At 63.9% G+C, this 14283-nt stretch carries 9 protein-coding genes; 6 read left to right on the top strand and 3 right to left on the bottom strand.

Annotated elements, in window-relative coordinates; genetic code table 11:
* Positions 1 to 49 precede the first annotated feature (49 nt).
* The 3 genes from AC1DXM_RS14760 to AC1DXM_RS14770 all read right to left on the bottom strand — a co-directional run bounded on the left by AC1DXM_RS14760 (position 50) and on the right by AC1DXM_RS14770 (position 5917).
* The gene (locus tag AC1DXM_RS14760) at positions 50 to 841 is read right to left on the bottom strand and encodes a TIGR02186 family protein (protein ID WP_477233695.1); all 792 of its coding nucleotides are present in this window, start codon (positions 839 to 841) and stop codon (positions 50 to 52) included.
* Positions 841 to 1764, bottom strand: a complete 924-nt coding sequence (locus AC1DXM_RS14765; RefSeq protein WP_023669608.1) for a sulfite exporter TauE/SafE family protein — start codon at positions 1762 to 1764, stop codon at positions 841 to 843. The genes AC1DXM_RS14760 and AC1DXM_RS14765 overlap by 1 nt, the downstream gene beginning before the upstream one ends.
* 193 nt (positions 1765 to 1957) lie before the next feature.
* Entirely contained in the window at positions 1958 to 5917 is a 3960-nt protein-coding gene (locus AC1DXM_RS14770) for a peptidoglycan-binding protein (RefSeq protein WP_477233696.1), read from the bottom strand.
* A 484-nt stretch (positions 5918 to 6401) separates the two neighbouring features.
* On the opposite strand from AC1DXM_RS14770, the gene AC1DXM_RS14775 reads away from it, so the two are divergent.
* The 6 genes from AC1DXM_RS14775 to AC1DXM_RS14800 all read left to right on the top strand — a co-directional run bounded on the left by AC1DXM_RS14775 (position 6402) and on the right by AC1DXM_RS14800 (position 14195).
* A complete protein-coding gene (locus AC1DXM_RS14775; RefSeq protein WP_477233744.1) occupies positions 6402 to 6860 on the top strand; it encodes a MerR family transcriptional regulator in 459 nt (152 codons plus the stop codon).
* Positions 6861 to 7138: 278 nt separating this feature from the next.
* On the top strand, positions 7139 to 8929 hold the full coding sequence (locus tag AC1DXM_RS14780; protein ID WP_477233697.1) for an acyl-CoA dehydrogenase: 1791 nt from the start codon (positions 7139 to 7141) through the stop codon (positions 8927 to 8929).
* Between the two features lie 51 nt (positions 8930 to 8980).
* Entirely contained in the window at positions 8981 to 10153 is a 1173-nt protein-coding gene (locus AC1DXM_RS14785; RefSeq protein ID WP_477233698.1) for an acyl-CoA dehydrogenase family protein, read from the top strand.
* A 33-nt stretch (positions 10154 to 10186) separates the two neighbouring features.
* Positions 10187 to 11395: an acetyl-CoA C-acetyltransferase gene (locus AC1DXM_RS14790; RefSeq protein WP_477233699.1), complete on the top strand. Its 1209-nt coding sequence runs from the start codon at positions 10187 to 10189 to the stop codon at positions 11393 to 11395.
* Between the two features lie 23 nt (positions 11396 to 11418).
* Positions 11419 to 13638, top strand: a complete 2220-nt coding sequence (locus tag AC1DXM_RS14795) for a 3-hydroxyacyl-CoA dehydrogenase NAD-binding domain-containing protein (protein WP_477233700.1) — start codon at positions 11419 to 11421, stop codon at positions 13636 to 13638.
* A gap of 11 nt (positions 13639 to 13649) precedes the next feature.
* Positions 13650 to 14195, top strand: a complete 546-nt coding sequence (locus tag AC1DXM_RS14800) for a thioesterase family protein (protein ID WP_477233701.1) — start codon at positions 13650 to 13652, stop codon at positions 14193 to 14195.
* The last annotated feature ends 88 nt before the right edge of the window (positions 14196 to 14283 follow it).

Consider the following 14283-nt stretch of genomic DNA (forward strand, 5'->3'; position numbering starts at 1 on the left):
AAACGCGAAAAGGGGAACCCTGTTTTCCGGTAAAATGAGCTTCCAGGCGTCAATCCTTGCGGAAGATCAGCCTGCCCAGCCAGCCGGTGATCATGGCCAGCGATACGGCGAAGACGCCATAAAGGAAGGAATAGTCGTGCGCGACGCGGAAGATCGACTGTTCGAAACCCGACTTGCGGATTTCGAGCTGGGCCGAGCTTTCCTTGAGGAACAGGCCGCTCTTGAACAGGAACGCGCGGGCTTTATGCGTTCCAACCGGGACATTCGGCGCCAGCCGCACCGTGGCGCGGAACAGGTTCTGCGACAGGAATTGCACGCCGCCCACATTCTCGCTGTAGAGGCCGGTCGCCGCCTTGCGCTCGCGCAGCGCCATGGTGAATTCCTCGATCGTCGCCGGACTGTCGGTGGCGTCGGCCGGCTTCATGTAAAGGTTGGAAGGGCCGAGCGACAGCTGCTTGTAGCTGTTGGGTTCGGTGATGTCCTGCAGCGGCCGCGTCGTGGCGACGGAATAGGACACCGGCACATTCTCGAAGGTCTCGGATTCCAGATTGACCCAGACGCCGAGCACCCGGTCCTTGCGGCGCACAACCACAGGGCGCGGCGGCCCTTCGAGCACGACGATGACATCATAGCGTCCCTGCCGCGCCACCAGCGGATCGGGGTTTTCCAGCGAACCGAAAATGGTCAGGTCGGCGCCGGAAAACCCGGCCGTGATCGACACCGCGTCGGTGGAGAGACCGATCTGGATGCCTTCCGGCAGCGGGTTCGGCGCCTGTGCTGTCGCCGGCAGCGCGAGAGCGAAAAGCAAAGCGGCGGCCGAAAAAATCCTCCATCCCCGCATCAGTTCAGGCCTGCCGCGGTCAGCGAATAGAGGTTTGGCGGCGTTACGAAGAGATCGATGGCCAGCCGGATCGCGACCGCCAGCACCAGCAGCGCCAGCAGCGCCCTGAGCTGTTCGCCGCGCAGCTTCTGGCCGGCCTTGGCGCCATATTGCGCACCGGCGACGCCGCCCGCCATCAGCAGGAAGGCAAGCATGACGTCGACCGTCTGGTTGGTGGTGGCGTGCACCAGCGTGGTGTAGGCCGAGGTGAAGATGATCTGGAACAGCGAGGTGCCGATGACGACGTTGGTCGGCACTTTCAGCAGGTAGATCAGCGCTGGCACCATGATGAAGCCGCCGCCGACACCCATGATCGACGACAGGAAGCCAATACCGGCGCCGAGCCCCAGCACCGGGATGACGCTGACAAACAGTTTCGAGGCCCTGAAGCGCATCTTCAGCGGCAGCCGGTGGATCCAGTTGTGCTGGCCGGATTTCTTCAACACCGGTGCAGCGCCGCTGCGCGTGGCGCGCAGTGCATTGACGCTTTCGACCAGCATCAGCCCGCCCACCGTGCCGAGCAGCACGACGTAGAGCAGCGAAATGAACAAATCGAGCTGGCCGAGTCGGCGCAGGAAGGCAAAGACGAAGATACCGCCGGTCGAGCCGACAATGCCGCCGGCCAGCAGCACCCCGCCGAGCTTGAAGTCGAGCGTGCCGCGCTTCATGTGCGACAACGCGCCGGAGAAGGAGGAGGCGATGACCTGGTTGGCGCCGGTAGCGACCGCGATCGCCGGCGGGATGTTGTAGAAGATCAGGAGCGGTGTGATCAGAAAACCGCCGCCGACCCCGAACATGCCCGACAGGAAACCCACCGCCGCGCCCATCGCCAGCAGGACGAAGACGTTGACGGAAATTTCCGCGATCGGGAGATAGATGCCCACCCGTCAGTCTCGATCAGTTTGCCTGTCGGCGATTGCAGCCATTCGCGGGCATTGTCGCACCGAAAAGCCAATTTTTCCTTGCGCCGACGGGGCAGTCGGGTCAAACCCCGCCGCCCTGCCGAAACAAAAAACATCTCAATCAGTTAACAGGCAAATGTGTGGCAAGGGCGTCGCGTTAGCGACGCATCTGCCGTTATTTGTGCGCCAGCAGCGCCTTCACCAGCTTTTCGTCGATTTCGCCGGTCGCCTGCATCTTGTTGTCGGTCTGGAAAGCCATGATCGCGGTCTTGGTCTTGCCGCCCATCACGCCATCGGCGCCGCCGGCATCGTAGCCGTTTTTGTTGAGGATGAGCTGGATGTTCTTGACCGCCTTCTTCATGTCGACGCTGGCGGTCGTCTGCGGCGTGCCTTCCTGCCAGGATTCAGGAATGTCGGCCGAGTTGGACGCCGGGTCGAGCGGCTTCGGCTTCCACAGTTCGGTGGCGGCGCGCGCCCGCTCGAGCTGTTCGGGCCGCAGCGCACTGGCGACCTCGTCGCGCTTGGCCTCCGCATCTTTGTCGCCGGTCTTGGCGACCAGCGCGAACCATTTGTAGGATTCCTCCAGGCTCTGCTTCATGCCGACGCCCTTGGCCGCCAGGATGCCGAGATTGAACTGGCTGTCCTTGACGCCGACATCGGCCGCCGCCTGGAACCAGTGCGCGGCCGATTCATTGTCGGTCACGCCGTCCGCGGCCATGGCAAAGAGCACGGCGAGGTTGTGCATGGCGCTGGCGTTACCTTGCGCGGCGGCGAGCTGGTAGAAGGTCTTTGCCTTCTTGATGTCGCGCGTGACGCCGATGCCCTTTTCGTAGAAATTGCCGATGCGGTACTCGGCTGGCGCGAAGCCGAGTTCGGCCGACTTTTCGTACCATTTGGCGGCTGCCGCCATATCTTCTTTGACGCCGCGCGATTCGGCATAGCGCGAACCGAGCTCGAACAGCGCCTTGGCGTCGCCGCCGGCGGCCGCGTCGCGCAAGGCTTGCGGACCGGCATCGGCCGGAACGTCGATCTTGGCGACGACAGGCGTTGCCGCGGTGTCAGCGGGCGGAACGGCGCCGGTCGTATCCGATGCCGATGGCGCCACGACAGCGGCCGCAGGTTGCGCGTCAGCCGCCGGTTCCGCAGTGGCGGTCGTCGGCAAAGTAGCGTCTGGCGCCGGGGCCGGATCGGCCAAAGCCATTGGTGCTGGCGCGGATTCGGCTGCTGGCACGTCAGGACCAACAGAATTTGTCGAAGCAGCCTCGATCGGCGCGTCATCCTTGGCGGGCGGCTGCGATGGCTCCGCCTGTCTGACCATCCGGGCCGGTGCATCCTGCACGGTTGCCTGCGTGTCTGCCTTGGGTTGGCTGGGAGCGTTGACCGAGGCGGTCTCGACCGGCTGCGATGCGACAATCGGCGCGGTATCGTTGCTTGCGACCTCGACCGGGTCGGCGAAGAAGGCCTTGCCCAGCTGCAGGCCGGCAAGCGCCAGCATGATCGCGATCGCTCCCATCAGGATCGGCTTGCGCCGCGCCTTGAGTAGGTCGCCGATCCGCAGCGCTTTCACCGGACCCTTCATGGTGGACTGGCGTTTCAGGGCGTCGGCCTCGGCGGCCGCGGCCTGCGCCGCGCGCCGAGCCGCTGCGATGAAGTCGGATTTCGAAGCGTCGCCGGTGCTTTGGCGCGCCGGCGGGCCGCGCTCGTCGCGCACGCGCTTCATGATGGCGTTGAGGTCTGGCGCGCCGGAGCCTGGTTCCAGCGGCCGGTTGGCGAACTTGGGGTCGAGCGGTTCATCGAGATCGACGCTCGGCATGTCGGCATTGGGCGCCGAACCGGCAAGCGGCGGCATGTCAGCCTGCTTCTTGCCCCTGAAGGCGCGCGCCAATCCGCCGAACAGCGACTTCTTGGCCGTGCCTTCGCCTTTCTCGGCAATCGTATCGGAACCGAGCGCTGCCTGGGCAGCGGCCGCGGCAGCCTCGGCCGGCGAGCGGCGTACCGGTTCGCTGCCCATGACCGGGTCGCTGCGCATATCGGGTTCGTTGCGCATGATCGCGGCGGCGCGGCCGTCGAGGTCGGCCATGTCTCCGGTCAGCGGCAGCGGCTGGTCGATATCCATCGACGGCGCGTCCTGCACTGCGATCTTGGAGGCGCGGGCAGCGCGGGCCCGCCTCGCCGGCTCGGCCGGCGTATCCAGAAGTTCGCTCATCGCCTCGACCGGTTCGCTGGTTTCCAGCGAGCCCAGGCGATCGACGATCTTGAGCAGCGTGTCGTGAATGGCCTCGAATGTCCGCGAATTGCGCTCGTCCGAACGGCGCGTCAGCGCTTCCAGCGTCTTCAGATCCTGGGCAAGGCCGGTGACGGCCGCGGTGTTGGCGTTGGAATCGGCCAGTGAGCGCACGGCGCTCTCGGCCGCCTCGCGTGCTGCGCCCATGATGGACTCGCGGGTGCCGGCCAGCGACTTCTCGATCTCGTTGAGGCGCGGGCTGATGTCCTCGAATTCCGGCAGCGGCGTGCCGGGCTTCGACAGATGCGCCGACAGGCCGGAGACCTGAGCCTCGAGACTGCGGATCAGTGCCGGATCGATGCCGGCGACCTGCGCGGCCGACGATTCCAGCCGGCTTGAAATGTCTTCGAGCCGGCTTTCCAGGCCGCGGATCGCCGCCTCGTTGGCAGGATCGGGGACACGCGTCTCCATGCGCTTGGCAAGCGCGGTGAAACGGGCGTCGATGGCGTCCATGATTTCGGCGCTGTCGGCTTGCGGCTGACGCTGGTCCAGCCGGTCGGCGACCTCGTCCAGCCGTCGCTCGAGATCGCGAAACAGCATATTGCCCTGTTCGATGGCGTCGCCCTGCCGGCGTTCCATCACGCCCGACAGCACGTCGAAGCGCTGTTCCAGGCCCTGGAAAATATAGTCGACGTCCGGCATGGCCGGGGCGCGGTCGATCTTGTCGGCAATCATCGCGATCTGGTTGGCGAGGCGCTCCATCGCCTGCTCCGGCAGATTGGCGCGGCCGGCGAGGTCGTCGACCCGGTTCGACAGCATGCTGAGACGGTCGAGAACCTCCCCGCTCGGACGGACCTGCACCACTTCCTCGATCTGCTGCGCCAGCGAGGCGATCCGCTTCTCGATGCGCTCGAAGGGCTCGGGGTCGAAGGAATTGGCCTGTGCGGCGACGGTCGAGGCGACGATGGCGCGCGTAATCTCGTCAAGCCGTTCGTCGATCAGGCCGAGCGTGTCGCCGCCGCGGTTGTTCTGCTGGCTGACGAAGTGGTCGACGGCGCCGGCAAGCGTGCGGACCTTTTCCTCCATCGAGCGCAGCGATAGCGATTCCGGCAGATTGTTGACGGCATTGCTGATCTGCTCGAGCCGGTCGGTCAGGGCCGAAAATCCGGGGCCGTCCGCGCGGTTGCGGTGGTCGGCGTCGACGCGGTCCTCGAACGCGCTCCAGCGGCGGTCGAAATCGTCCCAGCGGCGGTCGACCTTCAGCACGCTCTCTTCTCGCGCCAGCGTGTCGAGCGCGGTCTTTACCTGCTCGAGTTCGAGCCGCAGCATGTTGACGCTTCTGTCGTCGCTCTTTTCGGCCAGCGTCTGGATGGCGCCGGACAGCCGCTCGAATTCGAGGCCGAGTTCGGCGCTGCCCTTGCCGGGCAAGCCGCCTGATTGACCGCCTGATTGGTTGCTCGCCTGGAACGCCCGTTCGATGTCCTTGCGCAGCGCGGCGAATTCGCGCTGCAGGCCGGCGGTCATCTGATGGCGCAATTCCTCACGCAGGCCGCGCAATTCGCCTGCGATCTTGCCGACCACGGCGACGCTGTCTTCCTGGCCGCGCACACGGTCGATGTCGCGCGCGATCGCCTGATAGTTCTGGTCGAAGCCGGCTGGCGCCGGGCTTTTCGGCCGCGGCGTGGGCTGCGGATCCTCATACCAGCGCGGCGGGGCGTAGGGCTGGGCGCTGGCGTAGCGCGGATCGACCGGTGGCCGGCGCGGATCGAAGCGCTCTCCCACGTCCTCGCGCTTGCGCTCCAGCCGCTGCTCCAGCGTTTCCAGCGAGCGGTTCAAGTCATCAAGCGTGGTGTTCGGCCTGCGCGGCCTGCCGGCATTGAGTGTCTCGAGATAGGACCGCTTGCTGTTCATCGATGCGTCCGTTTTTCAGAATGGCCGGCTTGCTGCCAGTTTTCCCCAAAGTCCCTGTCGGGAACGAAGGCGGCCGCGCGACTGTGCTACGGCGAAAGACGAGCTTCCCGGGCCAGGCCCGCGCTCCGAAAAACCGTGAAAAAATTCGCTACAGGATAAACACGGGTGACCGACATGCGCACATTTCACCCATCGTGGTAAACAAGGCGTTAACCAAGCTTAAGAAGTTGTGGCATTGCTGAAATACAGGCAGCGTCGGTTCGGACCCGGTACCGAGGGTGCGGCATAAGGTTTCGCAATCCCAGAACGCCCTTGCGTCATGAGGCGGCTATCGATATAGAATTGACGTAAACGTAAGAGGGGCGCTGTTCGTGCCTTTTGCGATGAATTCGTTGAAACCCACCAGTGGAAGCATGCCCCCGCTTCCACTCAGGCGTTGCAAGGTCCGAGACCGCCACGCCACTACAGGGGAAAGCCAGTGACCATGAAACTTGTTTCGCCCGGCGAAGCCGCGGCCAACACCAACAATATATCTGTCGAAGCCGGCGAGGAACTCGTGCGCATCGGCGAGATGGCCAAGAAGTACGGCGTGACCCTGCGCACGCTGCGTTTCTATGAAGACAAGGGCCTGCTCAATCCGAAGCGCGACGGCGCAACGCGCCTCTACACGCGTCGCGACAAGGCGCGGCTGAAGCTGATCCTGCTCGGCCGCAAGGTCGGGTTCTCGCTGCGCGACGTCAAGCAGATGATGGATCTCTACGATCCCACGGGATCCAACACCAAGCAGCTGCGGCTGGCTCTCGACAAGTCGGAGAAGCAGCTTGCCCGCCTTCAGAAGCAGCGCGCGCTGATCGACGACGCGATCAGCGAACTGAGCGGCTCGATGTCGGCCGTGCGCCAGATGTTGTCCGAGCGCACCGCCCCGGCCAGCGCCGCCAGCTGATCTCGCTCCGCCGAGACGTTTTGAAAGAGCCGCGCGGGCCGACCGCGCGGCTCTTTTCGTTTTGCCGCCCTCTTCGCTTGGTCAACCCATGGGCCGCTGGTGTCTGACACCTCGTGCCGATAGGCTGGCACAAGGAAATTTTGTCGCGGCAATAAAATTGACGTTTACGCAAACGTCAATTTTTGCTATCTCGCTTTCAACATTGGTCTGCATGCTGCCCCGACCTCGTTTTCGGGACCTGATCTCGCGGCCAAAGACCCGCATGGTGGAGGAAACACATGCCGATCTACAGGGCTCCCGTCCAGGACACGCTGTTCGTGCTCAATGAGGTGCTGGGCTACCAGCGCTATTCCAATCTTCCCGGATTTGCCGACGCGACGCCCGATGTGGTCGAGGCGATCCTCGCCGAGGGCGCCAAGCTCGCTGAAAACGTCATGCATCCCTTGAACCGCGTCGGCGACATGGAAGGCTGCGTGCGGCATGACGACGGCTCGGTGACGACGCCGAAAGGCTTCAAGGAGGCCTACGACCAGTATCGCGAAGGCGGCTGGATGGGACTGGCGGCGCCCGTAGAATTCGGTGGCCAGGGCCTGCCCTATGCGGTGCACACTGCGGTTGCTGAATACATGGTCTCGGCCAACATGGCGCTGATGATGTATCCCGGCCTGACGCAAGGCGCGATCGCGGCGATCATCACCCACGGCACCGACGAGCAGAAGGCGACCTGGCTGCCGAAGCTGGTCGAGGGTTCCTGGACCGGCACCATGAACCTGACCGAGCCGCATTGCGGCACCGATCTCGGCCTGCTGCGCACCAAGGCGGTGCCGAACGGCAACGGCACCTACAAGATTTCCGGGCAGAAGATCTTCATCTCGGCCGGCGAACACGACATGTCGGACAACATCGTCCATCTGGTGCTGGCCCGCATCGAAGGTGCGCCGGCAGGCGTCAAGGGCATCTCGCTGTTCATCGTGCCGAAGCTCAAGCTCGACGCCTCGGGCAATCCGGGCGAGAAGAACACGCTCTCCTGCGGTTCGATCGAGGAGAAGATGGGCATCCACGGCAATTCGACCTGCGTCATGAACTATGACGAGGCCGAGGGCACGTTGCTCGGCGAGGAGAATGGCGGCCTGAAGGCGATGTTCACGATGATGAACGAAGCCCGCCTCGGCGTCGGCCTGCAAGGGCTGTCGCTGTCGGAAATCGCCTACCAGAACGCGGTCTCCTACGCCAAGGACCGGCTGCAGGGCCGTTCGCTCTCGGGCGCCAAGGCGCCGGATAAGAAGGCCGATCCGATCATCGTCCATCCCGACATCCGCCGCTCGCTGATGACCATGAAGGCCTTCAACGAGGCCGGCCGCGCGCTGGCGCTGTGGACGGCGATCAAGTCCGACATCGCCCACCGCTCCACCGACGACAAGGACCGCCAGGCTGCCGACGACTATACCGGCCTGTTGACGCCGGTGATCAAGGGCGTGCTCACCGACAAGGGTTTCGACCACGCCGTGATGGCGCAGCAGGTGTTCGGTGGCCACGGCTACATTGAAGAGCATGGCATGAGCCAGTTCGTGCGCGATGCCCGCATCGCCATGATCTATGAAGGCGCCAACGGCATCCAGGCGCTCGACCTCGTTGGCCGCAAGCTCGGCCTGAACGGCGGTCGCGCCATCCAGGCGTTCTTCAAAGACGTCGGCGAGTTCTGCGAGGAGAACCGTTCCGACGAGAAGCTGGCGCCCTTCACCAAGGCGCTGAAGAAGGGCCTCAACGATCTGCAGGCGGCGACCATGTGGCTGCTGCAGAACGGCATGGCCAAGCCCGACAATGCCGGTGCCGCCTCGACCGACTACATGCATCTCTTCGGCCTGGTGGCGCTGGGCTACATGTGGGCGCAGATGGCCAAGGCGGCCCAGGCCAAGACCGGCGCCAACGGCTCCCAGTCCTTCTACGACAACAAGGTGGTGACGGCGCGCTTCTTCATGGAGCGGATCATGCCCGAGACGTCGGCACATCTCGCCCGCATTTCCAGTGGTGCGGACACGCTAATGGCGCTGCCGGCGGAAGCGTTCTAGGTTTGTCGGGCCGGCGCTGCCGGCCCACATTGTCGGAACGCGGAGGAAATCGTGGCGACAAATCCAGCCGAAGTGCTCTCTTTGCCGAAGCCCGCCTGGGCGGCGGAAGAGGTCGGCATGCTCTACGACATGGCGCATCGCTTCATGTCGGAGGAGATCGCGCCGCGCTACGACGAGTTCGAGAAGAACGAGATGGTCGACCGCGAGAGCTGGCGCAAGGCGGGTGCCGCCGGCCTGCTCTGCGCTTCGATGCCGGAGGAGTATGGCGGCTCTGGCGGCACCTTCGCGCATGAGAGCGCCCTCATCGAGGCGATCGGCCATGTCGGCGTCGACGGCTTCGGCATCGGCCTGCACAATGCCATCGTCGCCCCGTACATCCTGCATTACGGCTCGGAAGAGCAGAAGAAGAAATGGCTGCCGAAGCTGGCGACCGGCGAACTGATCGGCGCCATCGCCATGACCGAGCCGGGCGCCGGCTCCGACCTGCAAGGTGTCAAGACGCGCGCCGAGAAGGACGGCAACCAGTACAAGATCAACGGCTCGAAAACCTTCATCACCAACGGCCAGCTCGCCAATTTCATCATCGTCGTCACCAAGACCGATCCGGCCAAGGGCGCTAAGGGCACCTCGCTGATCGTCGTCGAGACCGACGAGGTCGAAGGTTTTCAGCGCGGCCGCAACCTCGACAAGATCGGGCTCAAGGCCAACGATACCTCGGAGCTGTTCTTCAACGACATGCGCGTGCCGACCTCGAACCTGCTTGGCCACGAGGAAGGGCAGGGCTTCATCCAGCTGATGCAGCAATTGCCGCAGGAGCGCCTGCAGATCGGCACCGGCGCCATCGCCATGATCGAGCGCGCTTTGGCGCTGACCATCGATTACGTCAAGGAGCGCAAGGCCTTCGGCAAGGCGATCATCGAGTTCCAGAACACCCAGTTCAAGCTCGCCGAACTCAAGACCGAGGCCACCATCGGCCGCGTCTTCTACAACGATTGCGTCACTCGCCACATCAATGGCGGCCTCGACCCGGTGACGGCATCGATGGCCAAATACTGGCTCTCGGACCTGCAGGGAAAAGTCGTCGACGAATGCCTTCAATTGCATGGTGGCTATGGCTACATGAATGAATATCCGATCGCCCGCATGTTCCGCGACGCCCGCGTCCAGCGCATCTACGGCGGCACCAACGAGATCATGAAATTGCTGATCGGCCGCTCTCTCTGAGAGCCACGACCGGCAAACCCAAGGAGCAAGAAAATGGCCGAAGCTTATGTCTATGACGCCGTGCGCACGCCGCGCGGCAAGGGCAAGAAGGATGGCTCGCTGCACGAAGTGCCGGCGGTGCGGCTTGCTGCCAGGACGCTCGAGGCGCTGCGCGACCGCAACGGGCTCGACACCGGCAATGTCGACGACATCATCTTCGGGTGCGTCGATCCGGTCGGCGAGGCCGGCTCGGTCATTCCGCGTGCCGCCGCCTTCGAGGCCGGCTACGACAACAAGGCTCCGGGCATGCAGATCTCGCGCTTCTGCGCATCGGGTCTCGACGCCATTAATTTCGGCGCTGCCAAGATCGCGCAGGGCGCCGACGAGATCGTCATTGCCGGCGGCGTCGAATCGATGTCGCGCGTCGGCATGGGCGCCTCCGGCGGCGCCTGGTTTATGGATCCGTCCGTCGGTCTGCCCGGTTGGTTCGTGCCGCAAGGCATTTCGGCCGACCTGATCGCCACCAAATATGGCTTTTCCCGCGACGACGTCGACGCCTACGCGGTCGAGAGCCAGAAGCGCGCCGGCAAGGCCTGGGCCGATGGCCGCTTCAAGAATTCCGTCATCCCGATCAAGGACCAGAATGGGCTGACCATCCTCGACCATGACGAGCACATGCGCCCGTCGACCGACATGCAGTCGCTGGCCTCGCTCAACCCGTCCTTCGTCATGCCTGGCGAGATGGGCGGCTTCGACGCCGTTGCGGTGCAGAAGCACCCGGAAGTCGAAGAGGTCAATCACGTTCACCATGCCGGCAACTCGTCGGGCATCGTCGACGGTGCTGCCGCCGTGCTGCTCGGCTCCAAGAAGGCCGGCAAGACGATGGGCCTGAAGCCACGCGCCCGCATCCGCGCCTTCGCCAATATCGGCTCCGAGCCGGTCCTGATGCTGACCGGTCCGGTCGACGTCACCGAGAAGCTGTTGAAGCGCGCCAAGATGAAGCTGTCGGACATCGACTTGTTCGAGCTCAACGAGGCCTTCGCGTCGGTGGTACTGCGCTACATGCAGGCCTTCGACATCCCGCACGACAAGATCAACGTCAATGGCGGCGCCATTGCCATGGGCCATCCGCTCGGCGCCACCGGCGCGATGATCCTGGGCACCGTGCTGGACGAGTTGGAGCGGCGCGACCTGAACACCGCTTTGGTGACGCTCTGCATCGGCGCTGGCATGGGCACCGCAACGATCATCGAACGCGTCTGATTTTCGGCCGGAAGGAGAGAGACATGACCTACACGAACTTCACGGTCGACACCGACGCAGACGGCATTGCGCTGGTCACCTGGAACATGCCGGACCGCTCGATGAACGTCTTCACCGAAGAGGTGATGAACGAGCTCGACAAGATCATCGACCAGGTGGTGGCCGACGCTGGCATCAAGGGTGCGGTGATCACCTCGGGCAAGGACAGCTTCTCCGGTGGCGCCGACCTGACCATGCTGCAGAAGATGCTGACGGTCTTTGCCAAGGAGAAAGGCAAGGATCCAGAGAAGGCCGCAAAGCTTTTGTTCGACAATGCCGGGCGTATGGGCGCGCTTTGGCGCAAGCTCGAAACCTCGGGCAAGCCCTGGGTTTCGGCCATCAACGGCACCTGCATGGGCGGCGCCTTCGAACTGTCGCTTGCCTGCCATGGCCGCGTTGCAGCCGATAGTGACAAGGTCAAGATGGCCTTGCCGGAAGTCAAGGTCGGCATCTTCCCCGGCGCCGGCGGCACCCAGCGAGTGCCGCGGCTGACCGACCAGCAGCAGGCGCTGCAGATGCTGACCACAGGCCAGAACCTGTCGCCGCAGAGGGCCAAGGCCATGGGCCTGATCCACGAGGTCGCCGAACCGAGCAAGCTGATCGAGACCGCCAGGGCGATGATCAAGAACGGCTTGAAAGCCGTCCAACCCTGGGACGAGAAGGGCTTCAAGCTGCCGGGCGGCCAGATCTATTCGCCCGCCGGCTTCAATCTGTGGCCGCCGGCCATCGCCATCCTGCGCCGCGAAACCTATGGCAATTATCCGGCCGCCGCGGCCATCCTGAAATGCGTCTATGAGGGCCTGCTGGTGCCGTTCGACACCGGCTTGCGGATCGAACAGCGCTATTTCACCGAAATCATGCAGTCGAAGGAAGCGGCGGCGATGATCCGCTCGCTGTTCGTCTCGCTGCAGGAGCTCAACAAGGGCGCCCGCCGCCCGGCCGGCGTGCCGGAAACCAGGTTCAAGAAGATCGGTATTCTCGGCGCCGGCTTCATGGGCGCCGGCATCGCCTTCGTCACCGCCAAGGCCGGTATCCCGGTCGTGCTGCTCGACCGCGACATGGCGTCGGCCGAGAAGGGCAAGGCACATTCCGACAGCCTGATCTCGGACCAGGTCAAGAAGGGCCGCGCCAAGCCCGAGGAGAAGGAGACGCTGCTGTCGCTGATCACGCCGACGGCGGACTATGCCGATCTCGCCGGCTGTGACCTCGTCGTCGAGGCGGTGTTCGAGGATTCGGTCGTCAAGAAGGCTGCGACCGAACAGGCGGAAGTGGTACTGAAATCGTCGGCGATCTTTGCCTCCAACACCTCGACCATCCCGATCACCGCGCTGGCCAAGAATTCGGCGCGGCCGAAGAATTTCGTCGGCATCCACTTCTTCTCGCCGGTCGACAAGATGATGCTGGTCGAGATCATTCTGGGCAAGAAGACTGGCGAGAAGGCTTTGGCCACCGCCATCGACTTCGTGCGCGCCATCAAGAAGACGCCGATCGTCGTCAACGACACGCGCGGCTTCTACGTCAACCGCTGCGTGCTGCGCTACATGTCGGAAGCCTACAAGATGCTGATCGAGGGCGTTCCGGCGCCGATGATCGAGAATGCCGCCAAGGCCGCCGGCATGCCGGTCGGCCCGCTGGCGCTGACCGACGAGACGGCGATCGACCTGGCGCAGAAGATCATGAAGCAGACCATCAGGGACCTCGGCGACAAGGCCGTCGACCCCAGGCAGATGGCGCTGATCAACACGCTGGTCGACACCCATGGCCGCTTCGGCCGCAAGAACGGCAAGGGTTTTTACGACTATCCCGCAAAGCCCGCCAAGAAGAAGCTGTGGCCGGGGCTGAAGGATCTCTATCCGCAGCTGAAGCCGGAGAAGGTCGACTATGAGGAGCTGCAGCGGCGCCTGCTGGTCACCATCGCGCTGGAAGCGGCAAGGGTGATGGAAGAGGGCATCGTCACCGACCCGCGCGAGGCCGATGTCGGCTCGATCCTCGCCTTTGGCTTTGCGCCGTTCACTGGCGGCGCGCTGTCCTATATCGACGGCATCGGCGCCAAAGAGTTCGTCAAGATCGCCAAGGGCCTGCAGAAGAAATACGGCGCCGAGTTCAAGGCGCCCAAGCTGCTGCTCGACCTGGCCGAGAAGGGCGAGACCTTCTACCAGCGCTTCGATCCCTATGCGAGGGGCGAGGTGAAGAAGGCAGCTTGATCTAGCGCCCCATGTACGTCTGGGGGCGCCTGATGCGCATGGTGGCCACGGCAAGGCGCCGTGGCCCCTACGCGGTCGGCAGCGAAAGCCGCTTGGCTTTCCGCTGTCTGCCGACGGACATCGACTTCAACAACCATCTCAACAACGCCCGCTACATGATGCTGGCCGATCTCGGCCGCATCGACATCTTCCTGCGCGTCGGCCTGATCGCGCTGGCGCGCAAGAAAGGCTGGGCGCCGATGATCGGAGGTCTGGAGTCGGTCTATGTGCGCGAGATCAGGCTGTGGCGTCGCTTTGAGGTGATGTCCTCGATCGAGACCTGGGAAGGTACCCAGGTCATCGGCAGGCACCGGTTTGTCCTCGACAATGGCGAGACGGCCGCTTTGATCATGACGACGGGCGGTGTCTATGACCGACCCGGCCGTCGCTTTGTCGACATCGACGAGGTTGTGACAGCACTTGGCCATTCCGTTCAGCCGCGGCCGCCGACAGAGGCCGAACGGACTTTTATGACCTCCCACCAGGGATTGCGAAACCTGGCCAAGTCGGGCGACTGAACCCTTTTGTGATCGGGACTGCCGGTGGACAAGCGGACGGTCGCGCGCTATGAAGGAAAGGTATTTTTTCCTGTTTTTAGGAGAGCGA

The sequence above is a fragment of the Mesorhizobium sp. P3_A2 genome (assembly GCF_056403115.1).

Bases quoted from the DNA above. Each gene is read 5' to 3' on its own strand.
- AC1DXM_RS14790 (WP_477233699.1), top strand. From the start codon at position 10,187: ATGGCCGAAGCTTATGTCTATGACGCCGTGCGCACGCCGCGCGGCAAG.
- AC1DXM_RS14795 (WP_477233700.1), top strand. From the start codon at position 11,419: ATGACCTACACGAACTTCACGGTCGACACCGACGCAGACGGCATTGCG.
- AC1DXM_RS14775 (WP_477233744.1), top strand. From the start codon at position 6,402: ATGAAACTTGTTTCGCCCGGCGAAGCCGCGGCCAACACCAACAATATA.
- AC1DXM_RS14760 (WP_477233695.1), bottom strand. From the start codon at position 841: ATGCGGGGATGGAGGATTTTTTCGGCCGCCGCTTTGCTTTTCGCTCTC.
- AC1DXM_RS14780 (WP_477233697.1), top strand. From the start codon at position 7,139: ATGCCGATCTACAGGGCTCCCGTCCAGGACACGCTGTTCGTGCTCAAT.
- AC1DXM_RS14800 (WP_477233701.1), top strand. From the start codon at position 13,650: ATGTACGTCTGGGGGCGCCTGATGCGCATGGTGGCCACGGCAAGGCGC.
- AC1DXM_RS14770 (WP_477233696.1), bottom strand. From the start codon at position 5,917: ATGAACAGCAAGCGGTCCTATCTCGAGACACTCAATGCCGGCAGGCCG.